The sequence below is a fragment of the Novipirellula caenicola genome, from assembly GCF_039545035.1.
Taxonomy (GTDB): Bacteria; Planctomycetota; Planctomycetia; order Pirellulales; family Pirellulaceae; genus Novipirellula; species Novipirellula caenicola.
Window position 1 is genome coordinate 467,892 of the sequence record NZ_BAABRO010000005.1, and the last position, 22,926, is coordinate 490,817.

At 53.7% G+C, this 22,926-nt stretch carries 12 protein-coding genes and 1 pseudogene; all 13 read right to left on the minus strand.

Annotation, left to right across the window (positions count from 1 at the left end):
- Positions 1 to 6: 6 nt before the first annotated feature.
- A pseudogene (locus tag ABEA92_RS31385) lies at positions 7 to 1,515 on the minus strand (alpha-L-fucosidase); the annotation flags it as partial.
- 35 nt (positions 1,516 to 1,550) lie between these two features.
- Entirely contained in the window at positions 1,551 to 3,041 is a 1,491-nt protein-coding gene (locus ABEA92_RS13485) for a sulfatase family protein (RefSeq protein WP_345684353.1), read from the minus strand.
- A 164-nt stretch (positions 3,042 to 3,205) separates the two neighbouring features.
- A complete protein-coding gene (locus ABEA92_RS13490; RefSeq protein ID WP_345684354.1) occupies positions 3,206 to 5,674 on the minus strand; it encodes a glycoside hydrolase family 95 protein in 2,469 nt (822 codons plus the stop codon).
- 321 nt (positions 5,675 to 5,995) lie between these two features.
- Positions 5,996 to 7,537, minus strand: a complete 1,542-nt coding sequence (locus tag ABEA92_RS13495; RefSeq protein WP_345684355.1) for a sulfatase family protein — start codon at positions 7,535 to 7,537, stop codon at positions 5,996 to 5,998.
- A gap of 171 nt (positions 7,538 to 7,708) precedes the next feature.
- Complete coding sequence (locus ABEA92_RS13500; protein WP_345684356.1) at positions 7,709 to 9,133, minus strand: sulfatase family protein; 1,425 nt, start codon at positions 9,131 to 9,133, stop codon at positions 7,709 to 7,711.
- 25 nt (positions 9,134 to 9,158) lie between these two features.
- Entirely contained in the window at positions 9,159 to 10,157 is a 999-nt protein-coding gene (locus ABEA92_RS13505; protein ID WP_345684357.1) for a family 43 glycosylhydrolase, read from the minus strand.
- Between the two features lie 224 nt (positions 10,158 to 10,381).
- Positions 10,382 to 12,190, minus strand: a complete 1,809-nt coding sequence (locus ABEA92_RS13510) for an arylsulfatase (RefSeq protein WP_345684358.1) — start codon at positions 12,188 to 12,190, stop codon at positions 10,382 to 10,384.
- Positions 12,191 to 12,618: 428 nt separating this feature from the next.
- On the minus strand, positions 12,619 to 13,731 hold the full coding sequence (locus tag ABEA92_RS13515; protein ID WP_345684359.1) for an alginate lyase family protein: 1,113 nt from the start codon (positions 13,729 to 13,731) through the stop codon (positions 12,619 to 12,621).
- Positions 13,732 to 14,066: 335 nt separating this feature from the next.
- Positions 14,067 to 14,795 carry an SGNH/GDSL hydrolase family protein gene (locus ABEA92_RS13520; protein WP_345684360.1) on the minus strand — a complete coding sequence of 243 codons (729 nt, stop codon included), beginning with the start codon at positions 14,793 to 14,795 and terminating at the stop codon, positions 14,067 to 14,069.
- Between the two features lie 199 nt (positions 14,796 to 14,994).
- On the minus strand, positions 14,995 to 17,415 hold the full coding sequence (locus tag ABEA92_RS13525; RefSeq protein WP_345684361.1) for a glycoside hydrolase family 95 protein: 2,421 nt from the start codon (positions 17,413 to 17,415) through the stop codon (positions 14,995 to 14,997).
- Between the two features lie 250 nt (positions 17,416 to 17,665).
- Positions 17,666 to 19,534: a sulfatase gene (locus tag ABEA92_RS13530; protein ID WP_345684362.1), complete on the minus strand. Its 1,869-nt coding sequence runs from the start codon at positions 19,532 to 19,534 to the stop codon at positions 17,666 to 17,668.
- A 72-nt stretch (positions 19,535 to 19,606) separates the two neighbouring features.
- Complete coding sequence (locus tag ABEA92_RS13535) at positions 19,607 to 21,136, minus strand: sialate O-acetylesterase (RefSeq protein ID WP_345684363.1); 1,530 nt, start codon at positions 21,134 to 21,136, stop codon at positions 19,607 to 19,609.
- A 39-nt stretch (positions 21,137 to 21,175) separates the two neighbouring features.
- The gene (locus ABEA92_RS13540) at positions 21,176 to 22,663 is read right to left on the minus strand and encodes a sulfatase family protein (protein WP_345684364.1); all 1,488 of its coding nucleotides are present in this window, start codon (positions 22,661 to 22,663) and stop codon (positions 21,176 to 21,178) included.
- Positions 22,664 to 22,926: the final 263 nt, after the last annotated feature.

Below are 22,926 nucleotides of genomic sequence, written 5' to 3' on the forward strand. Positions count from 1 at the left end.
AAAGGTCCATGCATACTTGCTGCGGCCGAGATTTTTCGGCGGAGTGATTTGCAATCCTTGCGGCGTCATTTCCCAAGTTGTCTTTGCGTCGGAACCGAGCAGCCGAACCGACGTTACCTGATTTGCGTTCCACCCTTTCGTGCCGGTGATCGTAAAAGGTTTTTGTGGCTCGGTCATCTTGATCGCATACAGATTCTTGCCTTTGGTGGTAAAGACAAGATGCTCATCCGTCTGGTCACTCTGTTTCCAATAACGAGATCCATAAATCGCATCGCCATTGATCCGCAGCCAATCGCCCATCGCATGCAATCGCTCTAACTGCTCGGGAACAATCGTTCCGTCTGCCCTGGGGCCAATGTTGATCAGGAAATTTCCATTGCGGCTGATGACTTCCACCATCTCGTGGATCACGCTTTCGATGGTCTTGTACTTGTCGCCTTCGAGATAGCCGAATGACGTTCCAAACGTCGTGCAGCTCTGCCATTTCGGTCCAATCACCTTCAGTTTCAGATTGTCCTTTTCCAAACAACCAACACCATCAGGCCAATTGCGGTTCGCACCTTTATTGTTGACGTAGACAGCCTGTCCACGCGCGGCACCATCATTCATGAAGTCGGTGATCATGCCGCGGAGAGAATCGTCCATGTATTGGATCTCTGGCTTCATCTTTCCGGCCCGCACTTGATTGCCGTCGCGGGTGTAGATCGGAAAATCGTCCAACCACAGAAAGTCGGGTTGGTACTTCGTTTGAATCTCTTTCCAACGGGCGACATAGTCATCGACAAACGCTTTGTCGTAGCTGAACGGTCCGTACAGCGAGGCGGCCTCGGGAACTCGCTTGATCTCTTCGGCAATATCCGGTTGCGGCTCACTGTGAACCACATATTTCTCTTTCGCAAAGAAACCGGTATGACGTTCTCGGTGATACGACGGCGCGTACTTGAGTCCTTGCTTCCGCACGGCCTTGCCAAGGTCGCCGACCAAGTCTCGTTTTGGCCCCTTATCGACCGCGTTCCAAGGCGTCAGGTCAGAATCCCAGTTGGCCCAGCCATCATGATGTTCAGCCGTCAGCACAACGTACTTCGCACCAACGTCGGCGAACAATTTTGCCCACGCGTCAGGATCCCAGTTCTCGGCTTTGAATTCCGGGATGATGTCTTTGTAACCGAACTCGGGCGGATGCGCTCCCCATCGCTGGTCCATGTACGGATAATAGTGCTGCGAGTCATCGTAGAGCAGCTTCGGTACATGTTCGGCATAGCCGCGACCGCCCTTCTTGTAACCGATCACACTGTACGGTCCCCAGTGAATGAAGATGCCAATCTTGCCATCATCAAACCACGCTGGCACCGGCATCTTTTGCAGCGATTCCCAACTGCCATCGTACTTCGTCGCCTGAGTTTCCTGGCACGATGCAATGCCTCCGGAAACAAAAGCAAGCAGGATGGCCATCAGCGCCCTAAGCCATTGTGCTGTCGTGATTGTGTGCAGAATTGTGCCACGGTCGGATGTCATTTGATGTTGTCCTGAAAAGATGGATATCTCGATGTTTATTTTTGGTTGCGTTTACGAGCGGCGGATTTGTTGATGTCCGGCCGGCGAGGTTGCGGATCAAAAAACCGAGCGTTCTCGCCGATTCGATCATGGTCGCCGATGTCCGTGCGTGCTTGCTCGATCAGTTTCATTAGCTCTGCGACAACTTCGGGATGCTGATCAGCCACATCCTTGGTCTCGGCAATGTCCGCTTCGAGGTCAAACAACATCGGTCGAGTGATGTCAATCGCGTCTTCCGCCTTGCTGTAATGAGACCACTGCGGATCCGCAGGAAAAGCTCGATGCAGTTTCCATTTCCCCGATCGAACCGCCTCTAGTCGCGTACGGCGGTAATAGAAAAACGCGTCGGTAGGACTTTTGGCGCCGGCAACTCCATGAATCAGATCGCGGATGTCATGCCCATCGATCACCCGATCGGTCGGAGCGGTGGTTCCGGCCAGCCGGGCGAAGGTTGGCAACAGGTCCATCGTCGATGCAATTTCATCGCACGTTGTACTTGCGGGGATCCTACCGGGGGCACGAAAAATACAAGGAACACGCAGTCCGCCTTCCCAAGTGGAGGTTTTCGCGCCGCGAAGCGGAGCCGCGGATCCGCCATGCGACGCCGCATCTTTGCCAATCCTATTCAGATGCCCTTTGCTGCGACCGAGATACCAGGGCCCATTGTCGCTGGTGAAAACGACGTAGGTGTCGTCGTCGAGTCCTTCAGTTTTGAGTGTTTCCAACAGCCGTCCGACGTTGGCGTCAATCTCTTCGACCACGTCACCGTACAAACCGCCATCGGACTTTCCTTTGAAGGCGTCTGAAACCGCCAACTTCACGTGTGGCATCGTGTGCGCCAGATAGACAAAGAACGGTCGATCCTTGCTTCGCTGGATAAAGTCGATCGCTTCGTCGGTGTAACGCTGTGTCAACAGCCGCATATCGGTCCGCTTTTCGATCACTTCGTCGCCGCGGAAGAGGTCGACCTTGGAATCGTTGCTGGTCGACGTCCCAAAGAATTCATCAAAACCTTGATGCAGTGGTAGCAGCGAGCGGACGTACCGCTCGCCGTGGTGCCCTGCCAAATCCCATTTGCCAAATGCGGCAGAGGTGTAGCCGACTGGCTTCAGCACTTCCGCGATCGTGATTTCATCGCTGTGAAGTTCTGGATGAACCTCGACTTTGTTTTGATTGATCGCAACGCGTAGCGGATAACACCCGGTCATCAGGGCGGCTCGCGAAGGCCCGCAAACGGTTTGAGCGTAAAATTGAGTCATCCGCATCCCTTCGGCCGCCATCCTGTCGAGATTGGGCGTCTTGATCGTCGTCGATCCGAAACAGCCGAGGTCTCCATAGCCCAAGTCATCCGCGAAAATGATCACGAAGTTCGGCGGCCGATCCTCGGCGCCCACGCGTGACGACGTCTGGATGGGATCACGCTGGGCCCACGCAACCGAGGGAATCACAAAGGCTGCAAGCAGCATCGCAACGAGTAGGTTTTTCATAGGTTCAACTGGGATTTGTGTTGGAGGATGGGGAATCGATCGAACCGAGCCAGCATTCCATCAAATTGGTTTCGACGTGTCGGGGAGAACAACTAAACAAGATGGCCGCAATTGCCGTCCGTTTGCGAAGGGTCTACGGCATGACGCTGGTGTGTGGCGGCAAATTACCAAGTCAATGTTTTGTGTTGACCTTTCGCTAACGAATACACTTCACTCAGTTTACCTTGGGCATAAACGCGGAAGGTGGTGTTTTCGGTGGCTCGAATCGTGGCCGCAACCAGATTGCCGCTTTGCCACTGAATATCCACCTCCAAACCGCCTCGTGCCCTTAACCCGCTGACGTTGCCATTGGGCCAAGCCGAGGGAAGAGCGGGTAACAAGTGCAGGATGTATGGCGCCGTGGCCAACGCTTTCGGTGGACTGATCGGAACAAAGTGATTGGGTGATTGAGGATCGCTTTGATAGGCCACAAACACGGCATCGGAAATGTCACTAGCGCCATTGTCGATGCTTCGCAGATGGCTTTGCAAAAGCATCTCGCAAACTCCGGCCGGACCGCCAAAATTTCCGTCGATCTGAAACGGTGGATGAAAGTCGAATAGATTCGGATACGCTCGTTTGGATGTCAGGTAGCGGTAGAATTGATGAGACTTGTCGCCATTGTGCAGCCGTGCCCAGAAGCAGGTCTTCCACGCCGTGCTCCATCCGGTGGATTCATCACCACGATGTTTCATCGTCACCAGTGCTGCGTCGACCATCGCGGGGGTCGTCAGCGGTGAAATGTCTCGACCAGGGTGTAACGCGATCAAGTGCGAGATATGACGATGGGTGTTGGTGGGGATGTCCCAATCTTCCGGCCACTCTTGCAGTTGTCCGTGCTGACCAATTTTTTGCGGACATAACTTCGGAATCATCGCTTTTAATTGGTCACGAAACTCTGAATCGATCTCCAGTTTCTCACTCGCTTCGATACAGTCCGTGAACAAATTCAAAACGAGTTGTTGGTCCCATGCTGCACCGTAGCACTGTTTGTTCAGTTTCCCACCGATTTGTGGCAGGTAGAAATTCTCTGGCGACCAAGTCGGATAGACGACCAGCGTGCCGTCCTTCCAAGGAGCAAGAAACTCGACGTAGAACTCTGCCGCTCCCTTGATGATCGGATAGATCTCTTCCAGGTATTCCCGATCCTGATTAAAGGCATAATGATCGAACAGATTCTGTGACAGCCAAGCTCCGGACTGCTGTACCCGGCGACCGTCGTTGATCGGTGCGGTTAGCCCATAGACATTACCGTTCACGCCAGCGGTCCAACCTTTGTTGACACCATAGGTTTCTCTCGCGGTGTGAGCACCCGAGCGGGCAATGACTTTCATGTAGTCCACGTAAGGCGAAAAACAGTCTGGCAAATTTGCCGGGTCGGGCAACCAGTAATTCATTGCCAAATTGATGTCAAAGTGATAATCCGAGTTCCATTGCGGTTTGGTGTGCGGATTCCACAATCCCTGCAAATTCGAGGGCACTGGCGCCGAGCGAGAGCAACCCAACTGCAAATAGCGACCGAAGTTGAAGTATAGATTCTCAAGCTCGACACTGCCGCCGCGTTTGACCAATTGGTCAGTCGTCAAACCTGATGGTTCGTAGTCCAGCTGCAGCGACATACGCTGTTCCTGCGACTGGTAATCGGCGATGTGCGCCGTCTTAACCGCTTGATAACCCGCTTGCTTAATGCGATCCAAAGTCGCTAAGCCGTCTTGTTCATAGTCACGGCCTTTGAAAGTCGGGTAAACAGGCAGGTAATCGGTATAGCCGGCAAGATACAGGTTGACGGCTTTTGCACCGGACACTTGCAAACTGCCACCGTTCGTTGCGGTCACCTTACCGCCATCGGCTTCCACGTGAATGTGTTGTGAAAAATAACTCTTGTCGTTGGCGAGTTTGACTTCACCAATCAATGTCGATGTGCTTCCGTCGGCTTTGAGTGATTTTGTTTGATGTCGAGTTGATGTCGAGATCGTCAAATCAAGCGTCGCGTTGTGGGCTGTCAAACGCATGACCATGGCATCGTGCGGATAACTGCAAAAGTATTCGCGTGTGTAACTTGCTTCACCGATGTCGTAGCTGACTTTCCCAATCGCAGTTTTTAGATCCAATTCGCGGCGATAGTCCGTTACGTTTTTCGGATCGTGACCGGTGCTAATCTGAACCTCGGTAAAGGTCGAGTAGTTACCTAATTTCTGGGGACTGATTAGGTACTGGTCGGCCATCTGTTCCATGCTGCCCTTTTTCGTCCCATACTTTCCGTCCCGGTAAGCCTGTCGCACCGTTTCCAGATGGGCTCCTGCACCCAGTCGCGTTCCCGATTGGGTGACTTCATCGAGTCCTCGGTTTGCGTTGGCCCACAACGTGATCTCGTTGGTCGCGATCAGCTCGCGATCGATTCCGCCACTGAACATGGCTCCGAGTCGCCCGTTCCCCAGCGGCAATGCTCGCTGGATAAAATCCTTCTCGCCTTTGCCAGCGATGGTCTTCGCTCCGGGCAATACGGGCGCATCGTAGAACAAGACATGTTGTGCATCCGCGGTCGCCGCCAGCATCGATAGGCAGGTTAGAACTAGCAGTATTCTGGTTTTCATATTGTTCAATCGCTTTCTATATCGTGAGAGGCTCAAGTGAGCTGATTTAGTACACAATCGCCGCTGTGAAGCATTTTGTAGCGGAACTCGCGGCTTGTTGATTTATTGAGCCGCGACGCGTCAGCGGCCGGGTCCGGCGCATCACCCGAGGCCTTACGGCCAACGGCTCATTCATGCGATCTACATTTCATTTAAATCAACAGGCCGTGAAGAGTTTCGGAGGGCAATACGTCAATCAAGCGAAAGTCTCGACGGCCTCGGCTACGATCGATTGGTGCGAAACCTGTTGGAAAAAATGCTTCACCGCGTTGCCCAAACCGGCTAATGCTGTCGATAACGACTCAATCGTGCTTCCATCTCACTGACAACTTCGGGGTATTCACGGTAAAGGTTTTTGGTTTGACGAACATCGGCTTCTAGATCATAGAGCTGGGCAGCGGGCGCATTCTTTTTGATCTTGCCGTTGACAATGTCGCTATTTTCGCTGCCGGCAAAAGCGGCGGCGGGAGGGCCACCCCAGGCGTGTTGGTTGGGCTTGGAACCAGAAAAACCACCACTCCCTTTGCCGGGGATATACATCCACTTGCCTTGGCGGAGCGACAGAAGTTTTTCGTTTCTGGGTGCCAGGACTAAATCCGAACGCAGAGACTCTGCTGGGGATTCGAGCAACGCGGGCAGGACATTGACGCTGTCTTTGTCCAGCAACAAATTGGGGTCCTGTCCTGTGAGCGAAACAAAGGTGGCGAACATATCAACGTTGCAAATCAGTTGATCGGACTCGCTGTTGGCCGCGATCTTGCCGGGCCAGCGGGCGATGAACGGAACCCGATGTCCGCCCTCCCACACACCGAACTTGAACCCAAGCAACTCTCCATTGATCTTGTGCCCAGCTTCCATGGCAATCCGCCCACCGAAGTTGAGCATGCCTCCGTTGTCGCTGGTGAAAATGACCAGCGTATTTTCGCTCAAACCATTTTCCTCGAGGGATCGCATGATCTCGCCCACCATCCAATCGAGCTCGTGGATATAGTCTCCATACAATCCAGCTTGACTTGTTCCTTTGAACCTCGGAGCCGGCGTGAAGGGGTGATGGATGTTCGTCGTCGAGAAGTAGAGGAAGAACGGATTGTCCTTGTTCTCGCTGATCCAATTGACCGCCTTCTCGGTCAACAAGGTCCCGGTTTTTTCATCGTCGTAAATCGCATGTGCCTTTTTTGCTCCACCAAACTTGTTGGGTTGCTTGACCGAGGCTTCCTTGGGAAAGGTAGGCGTCGGTGTCGGTGGTTTGCCGCCGGGAATCAAAGGGTCGGATGGATCGTACCCTACGATCGTATCATTCTCGACATAGACAAACGGACTGCCGCTGTTGACTAGCGGAACACCCCAGTAATAGTCGAAACCGAGGTCTTGCGGACCGGGACGCAGCGGAACGGTCCAATCGTTTTGTCCCTTGCCGAATCCCAGGTGCCATTTTCCCAGAGCAGCCGTTGCGTAGCCCTTGTTTTTGAATACTTTGCCGATCGTTAACGTCTCGGTATCGATGATCAAACCCGAGCTGGCTGGAAGCGGTCCCCAGACTCCTTTGCCGCCATTGGCCCGCAGCGGATACTCGCCGGTCAACAAGGCGTAACGCGATGGCGTGCAGACTGCGGATGCGGAATGGGCATCCGAAAACCTTCGTCCTTCGTTGGCAAGTTGATCGATGTTTGGCGTCTGCACCTTGGTCGCGCCATAGCAACTAAGATCGCCATAGCCGAGATCATCCGCAAAAATGAAGACGACGTTGGGCGGCGTCTCGGCAGCCGCCAGCGACAGAGCCGATCCGAGGAACAGCAGGCAAAGGAAACTCAATCGGCAATTCATTCTTGATAATCTCGGGAGGATTGATTTCTGATTTTTCTAGGTCGCGTTTCAGGATGACGTCGCTCGGTCAGGCATCGTCTGGTTCAAAGGTCTAGCTTTCAGTTGCCGTGCCGTGCGGGGCAAACCCGGCAGCAGCGAAGGGATGTGTTTTGGAACGAAACCACTCATGATTCAACGCTCTGACAATGCTTTTGGATTCTCCACAAAACCGGCCGGACGGTTGTTTTGAGAGAGCTCTTTTTCAAACGCGACCATGTGTGCACGCAGCCGCGCGACGACGTCTGGATTCGCCTTCGCTACATCCGTGGTTTCTCCGATGTCCTGCTGTAAATTGAAAAGCACCGGCGATGCAGCACGCTTCCCACTTGACTTGCCTAAATGCAGTTTCCATTGGCCAGAACGTACTGCAACAAGCGTGTCCCCCTGATGGTAAAAGAACGCCTCGTGAGGAGATTTTCCGCTTTCAGCCAGTGTCGGCCAGATATCCTTGCCATCGATCACTCGGTCACTTGGAACTTCAGCACCGGCCAATTTGGCGAAGGTCGGCAGTAGATCCATGGTGGTCATGATTTCATGATTATCAACACCCGCCGGTATTTTTCCTGGCCATCGGATCACGGTCGGCTCTCGCATTCCGCCCTCGAACGTCGACCCTTTTTTGCCTTTCAGCGGGGTCGCCTTGCCGATCGACGGGCCATTGTCGGATGTAAAGATCACCAGCGTGTTGTCGTCGATGCCGTTCTGTTTGAGGGCGTCAAGAATCTGTCCGACCGACCAATCGATTTCGCTGATCGCAGACGAATAAATCTGATCCCGCGTTTTGTAGTCGATCGTGTTGTTCGGCTCTTCCCGAGCGAGTTTCGCCTTGAGCGGCTCAGGAACCGATTTCATGAAGGGAGGCGAAGCGTGAATCGGCCGATGGGGGATGGGGTGTGGGATGTAAACCAAAAACGGGGTGTCCTTGTTGGCTTCAATGAAGCTTACCGCCCGCTGTGTGATTCGCCGTGTCAGGTAGTCGGCGTCCGGGTCGGTTTCAATCACCGTCTCGCCATCGAGCAACGGCAGTGGCGGGAAATTGTGCTTCTTCTGATTGGTATGGAACGGGTGGATGTCATGGCTGTAGGGAAGTCCGAAGAACTCGTCAAAGCCCTGCCGGGTCGGGAGGAAGGCGGGCTGGTCGCCAAGGTGCCACTTGCCGAACATCCCCGTTTTGTACCCCGCCGTCTTCAGCACTTCGGCAATGGTTATCTCTTCAGGGTTCAGCCCCTTGGTGTCTGCGGCAAGCAACACCCCAAAGTTAGAGCCGGTGGCCATATCGATTCGTTTGGGATAGCAACCCGTCATCAACGCAGCACGCGAGGGTGTACAGACAGGTGCAGCCACGTAGAAGTTGGTCAGCCGTGCGCCCTCGGCCGCCATCTGGTCAATCCTCGGCGTGTCAACATGTTGCCCGCCAAAACAGCTGAGATCGCTGTAGCCCTGGTCGTCGGTAAAGATCACCACGAAGTTGGGTTTGCTGTCCGAAGCCAACGCTGCACTGGCACCGGAGAACAGCAGAAAAGCAATCACCGTTAAGAAGCGTTTCATTGATTTCATCGCTATCGACTTACTAGTTATGTTCTTACTCGTTGTTGGCGGACCCAGGACTTGGGCTAACCGTGCAATCAAAACGCCTGATACAGGGCAGCTTGTGTTGTGTCCCGATTTCGAGCCCCCATTGGGGCAGCTCACCTTCGCTGCGATTGGTAAACGCTTCGGGGCGATAAAATCCACCCGCTACGGGGCCGTCAACAACATCGTGCGTTTTCGAAAAATGAACGCCATCCGCCGCATACTGAATCGTGTTCGTGATCTCTTCGGGGCCGGTGGTCCCGATCATCGCTGCGACGCCCGTACCCTGGGGCCAAGCCAATACAGCATGGTTCCCTGGGATCACCGGATTTTCAGGATGTTTCACATAGGGTCCTTGTGGGTGATCTGCAATGGCGAGCCCCATCTGAGTATGTGCAGGCTTTTTGCCCAACTGCCGCCCCTTGTAGTAGAGCCAATATTTTCCCTCACGCACCATCAAGCAGGCATCGTCAACCAGATGGCTATCAAAGTCCGCCGGGTTGTCGCCATTTTTCAATACGGGGTTGGTGGTCAGACGTTCCCAGGGGCCGTCGGGAGAATCCGATACCGCGATACCAATTTTTGAGTCCGGCATGACTTTCGGAGCGGTAGAGATGCCGGAGTAAAACAGCCAGTACTTTCCCTCCGCAACAAGGATATTGGGAGTAAAGACACTGGCCTCGTCCCAAGAACCCGAACCAGGCTTCCCTTTCCCTAGTGCCATCCCTTTTTCGGTCCAGTTGTGGCCATCAGACGAGGTGGCATACCAAACCGTTGCATCATAACCGCTTTTGGTTGGCCCCTTCGAATACCACACATAGTACAGCTCGTCGACCTTGATGACATCGCTCGGATCGCGACGCATCACACCGTCTTCTGCACCAATCCCGGTCACGTCGGAATGCGACACCATCACCGTTCCCATTTCGCTTCTCGATGACTCAGCGAACGTTTGAGCCTGAGCCGCGAACGCGATCAGAAGAGCGACCAAACATGGTACCGTTTTCATTATCCTTTTCTCTTTCGACTATTTATTGATCTGCGTTTGATATCGAGAGCCTGCGACGGTTTCTGATTTCGCCAGCATCACGAATATCGCAGGGGTGAAGAGAGTCGACTGTTTCTCATTAGAGGCAAGTGGCATGTTGGATGACTTCGTATTGCTTACCCGCTTCGACGTTCACCGTCTTGCGACGGTAGCAACGCAGTTTTGCAAAAATGGCTTGAGATCGGTCAAATCGCTTCGACTTCGGTAAAGTAAGCTCCGCCCGCGCGTCCCTTGGCGTCATACAGATAGGTCACCAATTCGGTGGGACCCGCTGGCAGTTCCAGCTCAAACACCACTCCCTGGCTCTGCGGGGAGACGGGTTGTTCTGCGGTTTTGCCGGCGATCTCGATTTTTGCTCGCTCAGCAACCACGACTTTGTTGGCTTCTTTGGGAAACTGTCGGAGCGTGATTCGGTAACGGCCGGCCTGCTTCACCTCGATCATCCAGGGTCCGGTGACCTTGGGAAGTTTTTGGATGGAAGCGAAGTTCCACGGTGGGTTTCCGGTGGGCATGAACCAATCCTGCGAGCAAAGGACGGTCGGGTTCTCGGCTGGATTGCCGACATCGATTCGAACCGGCGTCAACCTTGGCGAAACCTTGTCCCAAAACGGTTGGTACAGTTCACGCAATTTCGCCACCACTTCGGGATGATCCCCAGCGACATTGTTTCGTTGCGTGGGGTCGGCCTGGATGTCATACAGGGCTTGGCCGTCGGAATTGACCAATCGCCATCGCTCGGTCATCACTACCGAATATTCAAACGGCGCCGAAGGCAACCTGCTGCCTCCGGCCCCGCCATGGAATTGCACCACGTGATGATCTCGCGGCCAGCCATGATCCGGTTCGTCGGGCTTTGAAGTGCTGTCTGGATCAGCGACGCTGCTTGGCTGAGCGACGCTGAGCAGCGGTTTCAGCGAGACTCCGTCGGGCCGGTAATCTTCGGACACCGGAATACCGCAAAGGTCTGCTAGCGTCGGCAACACATCAATGTGGGCCGCGAGTGTTTCGATATCCTTGCCCCCGCTCAGCCCGCCGGCGGGCCAATGGATAAAGAACGGCACACGATGACCACCGTCGTATACTGATGACTTCTTGCCTCGCATCTCCGCGTTGTAGCCCACGATTGCCTCCGAGTCCAAGCCTTTGAACTTCGCACCGGCAGCGGTCCCATTGTCGGTCATGAAAATCAGGATCGTGTTCTCGGTTAGCCCCAGCTCACTGAGCCGTTTGCGCAAGATCCCCATGTTGTGATCGATATTGGCGATCATTCCGTAGAAGTTCGGGTTGGCCACCGATTTGTTGCCACTATAGGGTTCGGCCCATTCAGGCGGAACGCGATAGGGTCCGTGCGGTGCGTTCAAAGCGAGATACAGAAAGAACGGTTGGTCCTTGTGCTCGTCTACAAATCGAATGCCTTCTCGAAACCAAACGTCGGTGCAATAGCCTTCGAACGGCTCGAACTTTCCATTGCGTTCGTAGATGTCGTCAAAGTAGTCGTTGCCCCAGTGATCCGAAGCCTGCCCCACACCGCCGCATCGATGCCAGACGACATCCTGAAACCCGCGATCCTGTGGCCGGTGAGGAGCGTTGTCACCGAGATGCCACTTTCCAACCATGCCGGTAGCGTATCCATTTTCGGCAAATAGATTCGCCAGCGTTTTTTCGTCACGGTGCAGCATCGTACGCCCCGAGCTCGTGCGGTACGCGCCCGAGTAACCAGGATGGTTACCCGTCATCAACGCCGCCCGCGTCGGTGTGCAGAACGGACTGACGTGGAAGTCGGTGAAACGAATCGATTCGGAATAGAGACGATCGATATTCGGCGTCTTCAGAATGGGATTGCCGTGGCAACCGAGGTCACCGTAGCCCTGATCATCGGTCATGACGAGGATGACATTGGGCTTGGCGTCAGTATCAGCTCCGGTCCCAGTATTGGCCGCAAGCAATTGGACGCACCCAACGCCAATCACGAAAATTAGGTTCAGAAGTTTCATTTTTGCTTCTTTCGTCAAGTCGTTGTTGCTGCAATCGGTGGGGCCGCAATTGATTGGACCTTTGTCGAACAAGCCGGAGTCGATTGACTTATTCGCTGAGGCCGAAAGCGGCGACGGTAGCGACTTTCGATCTCGCCGTGTGGGACGAGCACCGGTGACGCGCAGCAAGCATCATGGCGGGTGGAAGGAGGGCGTTACATGCGATGCATTATCATTCGCCAGATCGGTTCATTCGAGACGTATCTACGACATGCAGTTAATGATTTGCGTCATTTTCCTGGCCTTGGCGAGACGCCGCATCTCATTTCGGCCTTACCACAAGCTCATTTTACCGAAGTACTTTGCATGGTATCGCTCGAATCCGCCGGCGTCCCCACTTTAAGACGCCGTTTGCAAGAAAACATGATGGGATCGAAGGCGTTGTGCGCTTATTCGCTTGCAAACATCAACGTGTCCCATCGCAACGAGCTGAAACCCCCTTCGCGATTGTTGCGACGATTGCGGTTGCGGCGACCGCGTGAACGAGAGCCATCGCGATCGCCTTCGCGGATCTTCATCACCGCTTGCTGAGTGAATTCCGCTGGCAAACCTTTGCGGTGGTAATAGTGGTTGTAAACTCGTTCATACATCGGACGCAGTCGCCCTCGGTCTTCTGAGATTTGCTTGTAGTGGTAGCGTCCCTCGACACTGCGAAACGGTTCATAGCGAACGTCAAATCCTAGGTTGTATTTCGCGGTGTATTCGAATCCGAGTAACAAGCGATTGTCCTTTGCGGCGTACAAGTCGATGCCTTGATTCCAAGCCGTCTCGCAGGTATTGGCGAGAAACTCTAATCCCATTTGGGTATGGGCTTGATCGCGTCCCGATTCCTGGCACTCACCAAAGTCATTGAAATAATTTCCAATCGCACCGTTGCCTTCGCCGTCAAGGAAATAGTTCACTGCCCGATCAAACATCTCGCGATCGTCTAGGAATACGCCCATCGCAATCATCGTTTGTAACATCGACGCGTCCCAATTGCCGTTGGCCGTTGGATAAAAGTCTTTGATGATTGGATACCATACGTTGCGAGCCATCTTGCGAAATTGTTCCTGTTTCGCTTCGGACCATCCATCCCAGGTGTGTCGCAGCAACTCGGCGGCGTTACAGAACAGATGCCCTTCCATGCCGACCAGCAACCTGGCGTCGTGATTCGTGATCGTCTTAAGTGTCGAGGACCAAGCATCAATGATTTCGGCTGCTTTACGGGCATGCCGCGGGTCGCCAGACAGCACCCAACGTAGCGACTGCGTATAGGCGGCCGCGGCATCATTGGAAAATTCCGACGAACCGATATTAGGATTGTTGCTTGGACCTCGCTCGACATGAGCCCTTGGGTTTGGTTGGTAATCCAGGCTGGCGATACTCGACTCCTGCAGTCGTTTCCACTCACCCGCCCAGGGTTGTTCGCCGGCGGCAATCTTGGTTTTGACAAATTCAATCCGTGCGGCACTGTGTGCGATCCCGGGGTGCACAAATCCGGTTTCACCCGAGCGATTCACAGGGGTTGGCGATTTTGCATTTCGCGGAGGATTGTCGCCGCAGCAGCATGAGGCCCATGCACCGACAAAAGCAATTGCAACAACGCCAAGGTTTGGTTTTATCGTTCGCGAGATTGAAATCATGATTTTCAAAGAAGTTCGAATTGAATATTGGGGCAATGACATTGCTTCTTAGCTTAACCGCGTTTGTCGCTGTGGGAAGGTTTCAATCCCCATGATGCTTGGGCGAACAAATCAAACACCACTTCGGTTGTCACAGCACTTGGCGGATGCGTGACGCCTTTCTCTCCAGTCGCTCGGCGGTATGTCGTTCTCAAAATGCCATACGGGGCAGTCTATTTCTTTGCGCTGCTATTTTGGTCTGATAGCGCCGAAGCGATGTCGAGAGCGACTTTCTCTGCTAAAAACGCATATCCCGCAGGCGTAAAGTGGACATCGCCGGGTTGTTTCTGGATCTCAGGCAATTTTTGCAAGGCATGAGTATGCAAATCGTTGATCCGGATTCCATTCTTCTTCATGATGGATTCGGCAATCAAATTATATTTGATCTCATCGCCGACCTTTCGTCCCGCCTCTAATTCTGGGACCGGCGTGGTTGCACACCAAATCAACGTCGCATCGGTTTGTTTCAAACGAGCCACCGCCTGCTGCAGATTCTGACGATATTGATCCGGGGTGGCGGTCAAGGTTCCATTGACTTTGTCTCGATGCCCCTGAGTTTTGGATTGCGGATTCCGGTAGCAAATATCCCACAATCCCCAATTGAAATGGATGACATCCCACTTCCGTTGTCCCAGCCACTGATCGAGGTTTTCACACCCGAACGCGGCGTATTTTCCGTTGCTAGGGATCCGGAACACATCCGCTTTGCCTGCCAAACGCTTGCGAACATCGATGGTATACCCGATCGATATCGAGTCACCGATCAGCAGGACGTTGGGCAGATCCGGATCATCCTCGGGATTAGCAAATGCCTTTGAAAATTCTTGCCCGGTATACAGTTCCTCCTTGCTCGCCAAGTCGCTCGCCAAGTCCTGACCCGTTGCAACAACCGTTGTCGCCATTAAAAGGGCTGCATACAGCAGCGAAGCCCAGGTTTTGGTTGCTGCGGTACCCTGCAAGTATCGCCTTGTGGTTGTGACTGCAAGACACTGCCCCGCAAATAGCAATCGAATTCTTTTCATTGTTTTTCTTTAAGAAGACTTCCAAACCAATAACACATCAACAGGTTCTGTGATCTTAGATCAAAAAGTACCGATTCGTTTAATGCACTTTTTCCGAAGTAGATTCCAGAAGCGATTTTAGATCATAGGTTTCGTTCTTTTCGGTGTTCAGCGTCTTCGTTTTATCGCCATAGCGAATGGTGCAGGGATTACCGAGTTTCGATCGCAGCGTTGCTGACGTCAAAACACCGTGGCTCCACTGCATGTCGATCTCAAATCCGCCGCGGGCACAAAGCCCCTTTACCGATCCATCGGCCCATGCTTTGGGAAGTGCAGGAAGCAGATCGATATGGCCTGCATGAGATTGCAACAGCATCTCCGCCATTGCGGCCGCGCCACCAAAATTACCATCGATTTGGAAAGGCGGGTGTTTGTCAAAAAGGTTGTGATGAGTCGATTTTTCAAGCAACCGTGCAAGGTTGTTGTGTGCTTTTTCCGCGTCCAAAAACCGTGCCCAGAAATTGATGATCCAAGCTCGGCTCCAACCGGTGTGACCACCTCCGTTGGCGAGCCGATGATCAATCGTTTCGCGAGCGGCGGCCACCATTTCGGGGTTGTCGTCAATGTTGTATTGGCGTCCGGGATACAGACCAAACAGATGCGATATGTGACGGTGCCCAGGATCATGTTCCTGAAATTCCTCGGTCCATTCCATCAATCGCCCGTCGGATCCGATTTGCGGTAGGGCAAGCTGATCGAGTGCGGACCGAACGTCGCGAGTAAAATCGTCCTCGATGCCTAGGATTTTCGCTGACTCGAGCGTGTTGGTGAACACGTCCCAAATAATCTGCTGATCCATCGCCGGACCCATCGTCAAGTTGCATCGAGCGTTGGTTTTTGGGTCGATGAATTTGTTCTCAGGCGATGTGCTTGGTCCGGAAACCAATTTGCCGGTTTTTGGGTCTTCGACCAACCAATCCAGAAAAAACAGCGATGATTGTTTCAAAACCGGATAGGCCCGATTTTTCAGGAATTCTCGATCCCCGGTGAACCGGTAATGTTCCATGAAGTGCTGGGTCGTCCATGCACCGCCGACCACCCACTGTCCGTACTGAACGTTTCCGAACGGGACGGTGCCATGCCAAACATCCGACCCATGCCCCGCTAGAAAACCTCGGCAACTATACAAGTCTTTGGCGGTCTGTTGGCCCGAGGGGACCAGACGTTCAATGTAGGCCATGAAGGGAAGATGACATTCCGAAAGATTCGTCGTTTCGGCGAGCCAGTAGTTCATCTGGAAATTGATGTTGATGTGATAATCACTGTTCCAGGGTGCGGCCATGTCTTTGCACCAGAGTCCCTGCAGATTGGCCGGCAAGCAACCGGGCCGCGAGGATGAGATCAGCAGGTATCTGCCGTATTGAAAGTAAAGTGCTTCCAAGTCGGGATCGATTGTTCCGTTTTGATACCCCTGCAATCTAACAAGGGTCGGTTCGGTCGATGGAGTTCCAAGCTTCAGCTCAACTCGGCGGAAAAGCTTTTGGTGTGCAGCGGAGGTGTCCGCCTTGATTTGCTCGTATCCCTTTTGCTTCGCCGCAGCGACGGTGCGGTCGCAGATTTCCACCAAGTCATGAGTGAAGGGATGGTCTGTATCGTCGCGGTTGTAATCCGTTGCTGCGGTGATGTAGATGACGGCCGAGTCCACATTTTCAACGGTCAAGCGATTGTCGTCCGCTTGGGTGGATCCGTTTTCCGCAACGACCTTATAGACCGTGGCAAACTTGACACCCAAGTGTTTGTTTCCGTGCGCAGCTTGCCCGGTGGCGATCACGGTGTCGTTTCCGTTTGCTTTGGTCGCAAAGGTCCCCGCCCGCTCGATCTCCGCACGAAACGAGACCGCGCCCGGTTTGTCGGCTGCGATCTTGATGGCGATAACATCGTCGACCGGGCTTGAATAAACTTCCCGGGTATAGTTGACGCCGCCGGCTGTGTACCGAGTCGTTGCAATCGCGGTGTCCAGATCCAGCGATCTACGATACGCGGTCGCTTTCGCGACAGGACCGAAATCGAACCGCAGTTCCCCCATCGTCTGGTAGCTTCTCGGAGAGATGCGACCAGCCAAAATCGCCTGCTGCTTTTTCTGAGCTTCGGTGTAATTCCCTGCAAACAACAGCTGCCGCACCTCATCGATCGTACTGCGGACGTTCTCTTTCACCACGGGGATCGGCGGGCCTGCCCAGATCGAATCTTCGTTCAGCTGGATGATCTCTTTCGAAACTCCCCCGTAGACCATCGCTCCGAGTCGGCCGTTACCCACAGGCAACGCTTCTTCCCAATAAGTGGCCGGCTGGTTGTACCACAAGGACAATGGCTGTTTCGGAGCCTGATTCAGCGGTTGCACCTGTGCCGATTCGCTGTAGCTGAACTTGTTTGGTTTGCCCTTGCTAGGTGCATCCGCAGCCAGCACGGGACAGGCCGCAATGCTGATCACGACGCATAGGTAGAGTGAGGTCTTGTTCATTGATCCGTTCGTCGTTGTAGTAAAGTTTACGAGTGTTTTTTTAAGCCTCGACCGGATCCCGAAAACCAGCTTGGCTGCCGGAAAGGTTTTTGGCTTCAGGGACGATCTTGAACATGTCGTGCAGTTCGGTTTGCACATGTGTCTGCATTCGATGCGGTAGTCAACAGGCCCACTCAATTCGAAAGCGGGTGAATTTCGCCGGTGCACTGTTTGGCAAGTCGCTGTTCAATCAGGTCACTGTTTCATTGACTCAATTGGCCATCACGACATCGCTGTACTGCAGGTAACCATTCTGGTCGATGATCTGGAATCGCCAAGCCGCGATCTCCTTTGGAATGGTCGCATTAACAGTGGAGCCATCGGTGCTGATCGTCGCAGGGGCCTTCATTCCGGGAAGCACCGGACGGGTTTCCGGAATGTCTGCCGGGGGCCTTCTGGTTTTCGTCTTCGTGACCTCTGGATCCTCGCAGTAGATCACATAGGCTTCTTTGACCGCTGGACCATTGGGCTTGATGCTGAGCCTTGCCTCTCGTGCCGCTGACTCATAGGTAGCTTTGCCCAGATCGGCGACCGGCGTTTTTTTGTCGGCGTAGTTCGGATTGAGGTAAGGCAGTTCCGCATCGTTGGCCACTAGCTCGGCCTCAAGCATCTTTCCAAGACGCTCGACTACCGAAGCGAACTCGGGATTTTGTGCCAAGTCATTGGCCTCTTCGTAATCGTTGCGTTTACCGTCCTTATAGAGCCGATACAGTTCGTAATCGTCCGTCTGGTATCGTTTGTAGAGTTTGAAGTCACCACTACGAATCGCGGACTTCATCGAGTCGCCACCATGCGGGTAGTGCCAAAACAGATGATCACGTTCTTTCCCGTTGGCATCGACGATCTGCCGACTCGCCCCGCTCAACACGGCTGAGATATCCAAACCACTGAGTTCGGCAAAATCATCGGGCGAGATTTCGGAATCGGTCAATTCCAAGATGGTGGGGAAAAAGTCGAGCTGGTTCACCAGTCCATCAAAGCGGCTGCCCGGTTCGATGCCTGGTCCCGCGATCACCATCGGCACACGAACGCCTCCTTCTTCGGCATGCGTTTTTCCATATTTCAGCGGCGCGTTGTCCGAGATCACCTCCTTGCCCTTTTTCTCTGCGCCACCGTTATCAGAGGTAAAGAAGATGTAAGTGGTGTCGATCAGCTTCTTGTCTGGGCTGCGAGGGTCATCGGTCTTCTGAAGAAAATCGACGATCCGTCCGAGGCTCCAGTCGACGCTAGTGACCATCGAAGCAAAGTACGGGTTTTGCTGTCCCGGCAGCGTCATCGCGCCACGCTTGGGCGGAAAGGGTTGTCCCATCTTGTCACAGTAATATTCCAGCAACTCGCCGTTGCGGGTCATCACCGGCCAATGGACCATCCAGTGACAGAGGTTGAGAAAGAATGGCTCATCGTTGCTCTGTGCCATGAACTCGATGGCCGAACCGGTGACCTCGTCGTACGGATACGAGATGCCCTCGGGTTTCTTCTTGCTCACCGGCGGGTATTTCTCTTTGCTGAGCGGAAATTTAGGATCATCGGAGGTCGCGAAATCCTTGGTCCGATCCGGCACACTGCGATGCGGCCCTCGGTCTTGATTGACGGTGTCGAAACCATAGCTTGCCGCGGTCAGCCCGACGTGCCATTTCCCCGAATGCCCGGTGCGGTAGCCATTCGCTTTCATCGCATCTGCCAATGTAAGCAGATCTCGGTCCAGCGGTTTTTCCAGATAGGGAGCGACCACGCGATCCGTCTTGCTTCCTTTTCGGATCACTCCTAGATCAACATGGGTGAGCCGAATTTTTGCGGGATGTTGCCCTGTGATGATCCCGGCGCGTGAGGGAGAACAGGACGGGGCGGGTGAATAGCCTTCGGTAAAATTCATCCCTGCCTTGGCTAACTTCACGATGTTTGGCGTCTCGTAGGGACACGGATCATCCACGTCATTAAGCTGCACATCCTGCCATCCGAGGTCATCTACATAGAAGATAATGATGTTGGGCGGTGGCTCTTTGGCAAACGCTGGCTGTGTGGCCATCAGACTAACGACCAACCCAAACATCAAAAAGTGCGATGTGCGCTGTACAAACATGATGATTTTCTTCTGTATGCGATCGAGGGAGTGCTTGGTCGGGATCCGATGGAAGGATTTGCAGACACTTTCTTAGGGTTCAAACCGGTCGGTGCGAAACGGAAGGGCCGGTAGATTGGCGTCGTTAACAAGATTCACGTCTGGCTTTCCGACAAAGGCGTAGCGAACATACAACGGCTTTGCCAATTCAGCGGACTGCAAAACCACGCTCTGGCCTTGGATCATTGCGTCGGCTCGAACCCACTTCTGATCATCATCGGCCAACCAAAACGCCTTTGGCGGGGAACCATCCGTTGTCTTTAGACCCTCGGCATGTTCGAAATGGACGACTAGCGAGTTGTCTTGGGTCTCGACTTTTTGAAAGACGGGGCCTTGAGCTTCGACCTTCTGCCCGAGCGTGTCACGCGCTGCGAGCAGCGCTAATCGCCGCCCAATCGGCAGCTTGTCTTTCGGATGCACGTTCTTGATGTCGCCTAAGTCGATGGTGTTTGCAACCGAGGTATGCGGCAGTTCGAGAGCCTTGAGTTGCGATTCCCGCATCCAGGCCCACGAGTGTGCCGCCGGGTTATCACGAGGTACGTTGGGCGACGTTTTCAAAACGTTTCCGTATCCGGGCAACATCACGACTAAGAAGTGCAAATCATCCTGGTTCCATTGCTGGCGATACCGCTGCATCCATTGCTTCAGCACATCGCCATAAATACGCATGCCTGAGTTGCGGGAAAACCAAGGCTCTTTGACCATCCCGTGCATCGACTGCGTGTTGCGTTCGCCTTGGTACCACACCAAACCACGACACGCATAAGGCGCAAGCGGATGCATCATCGCGTTGTAGATGATGTTGGATTGCCGACGCAAAAAGATATCCTCCTTGCCGCTCCAAGGTTGAGGGCCACTGAGAATAGCGTTGATTTCCGCTTGTGCTTCGGTGTTGGCGTCAAACTCTTCCATCATGACTTTGAAATGGGGCACGGTTTCGGTCATGTCGCGGGGCATCCATGCTTCGATCGACGTGCTTCCCCAGCACGACAAGATGATGCCAACCGGAGTGTCCGCGGACGCTTGCAGAAAATGAGCAAAGCCAAACGCAACCGCACTATCAGGATAGCGATCGACCCACTGGCCTTCGCAACGCTCTTGCTCGGTCAACGCGACGCTGCGTTTGACCGTAAAGTTGCGAATGTTTTTTGTCTGTGGAATCAACGCCTTGACTTCGGGCACCGCATCGACACCAAACTGCATGTTGGATTGTCCCGAACAAATCCAAACTTCGCCGACAAGGACGTCGGCGCATTGCTGGTTCTCGATTGTCGAATTCAAATTCGACGTGGCGGTCATCGTTTGCGGTTCGAACGAAGCGGAAAGCGGATCAAGTTGGATCATCCACTTGCCATCGGTTTGGACGTTGGCTGTTTTTTCCTGACCGGCAAATTTCACGGTGACGGTGGCCCCCGGATCTGCAGTTCCCCAGACGGGAACCGGTGCGTCGCGTTGTAGCACCATGTGGTCGGTAAACAGCGAACCTAATTGAAGCTCGGCGATCGCGGTGCTGGGCACCAAGACGGCTATCAGCAGACCGAGCGCGAGAGAAGTTTTCATCATTTTACCTTGGTTATGGATCTCGTTTCGGTGCATGTCGCTCTATTTTCCGCTCTTCCATAGTTTGATCGTATCGACATCATTTTTTGATTCGGATCCCGCGGTGCTGCGTCCTCGTGTGACATCCGCCTCGAGTTGGGCGAGCAAACGTTCCGCCACTTCGGGATGCGTTTCGTACAAGTTCGTATCTTCGGCGGGATCGTTTTGCATGTCATACAGCTGAGCGATCGGGCTACCTTTGGCGGCTTGTTTTTCAGTCGGAGAACTCCAGCCCCCCGACGCCTTTGCCAACAGTAGCTTCCATTTTCCCTGCCGATATCCGAAGTGGCCACTGATCGAGTGATGAATCACGCCAGCACGCGTTGAATCAATCGGTTCGCCGCTTAGGGCTGGCAGAAAGCTAACGCTGTCTTCGGCACTGCCCTCGGGTAGTGATTGCCCCGTCAAATCCGAAAGTGTGGCAAACAAATCAGTCAGACAGATTGTTTGATCACACCTTGAGCCCGCAGCCACTTTGCCCGGCCACCGCACGATAAACGGAACACGATGTCCGCCATCCCACAAATCAGCTTTCGAACCTCGATAACCGGCACTGACAAGGTGCCCCTGTTTGGCGAGCTGAGGAATGTCGGCCGCTTTGGAGCATCCATTGTCACTGCTGAAGATGACAAGTGTGTTATCGCTGAGACCGTTCCGCTGAAGTGCGCTGGTGATTTCTCCGACTGCCGCATCGGTCTGCATCACAAAATCCGCATACGCACCGAGTCCGCTTCGACCTTGCCACTGTGATGTAGGAACAATCGGAGTATGCGGAGAACCAAACGGCACGTACAGAAAGAACGGCGATTCGTTTGCGTCGTTTGCACGGTCGTCGATGTACTGGACCGCTTTGCGGGTCAGCCGCGGCAGCATGTTGATCTCTTCGTCGAGCTCGATGACTTCGTCATTTTCGATCACGCATTTCATATCCCGAGCGTGATGGAACCCATGAAAGTAGTCAAATCCGCGATGGATCGGACCGTCGGGGATCTTGCTGCCGACCGGCGCCAACCCCTTCTTTACTGTTTTCTTGTTGAGTTCGGTGCCGGTGTCGGGATCGACATATTGAAAGTTCAAATGCCACTTGCCAATGATGCCGGTGTGGTATCCCTGTGACTTTAAAAAGCTGGCCACCGTCGGTCGATCTTCGGCGATCAGATTGGGCGAGAACCCTTGAACCACGCCATTTTGCAGTTTGGTTCGCCAACTGTAACGCCCCGTCATCAATCCATAACGTGTTGGCGTGCAGACGGAGGATCCAGAATGGGCGTCGGTGAAAATCATTCCTTCGGCAGCCAATTTGTCGACCGAGGGCGTCGCGATCTTTCCATGCTCTGGATTCAAGCATTGCACATCGCCATAACCAAGGTCATCGCAAAGGATGAACACGATGTTCGGTTTGGTAGGCGAATTCGGTTCAATTGCCGACGCATCCGTACCGTTCCAAACCACCATCAGGCAGAGGACCATGGTCGTGATTGTTTTATTCAAAGTGCTATCCTGTTTAGAGCTTCGAAGCCAGTGCGGTGGGTGGGGGGGACGGACAATGGGAATCAATAGGCGTTTGCATTGTAAAACGACTGTTTGACCGCCGCCGTCATCCGTCGCTACGTTTCAGGCCGGTTTGTCTGCGAATGCCCTGGCTAATAAGGAAGCCTACAATCGAATCAGGCCACTGTGCTTGAGGCTCGAGGGCGAATCAATAAGGTATTGCGACAAACTGCTGTCAATTTGCGACGTCGTGGTCGATCTCG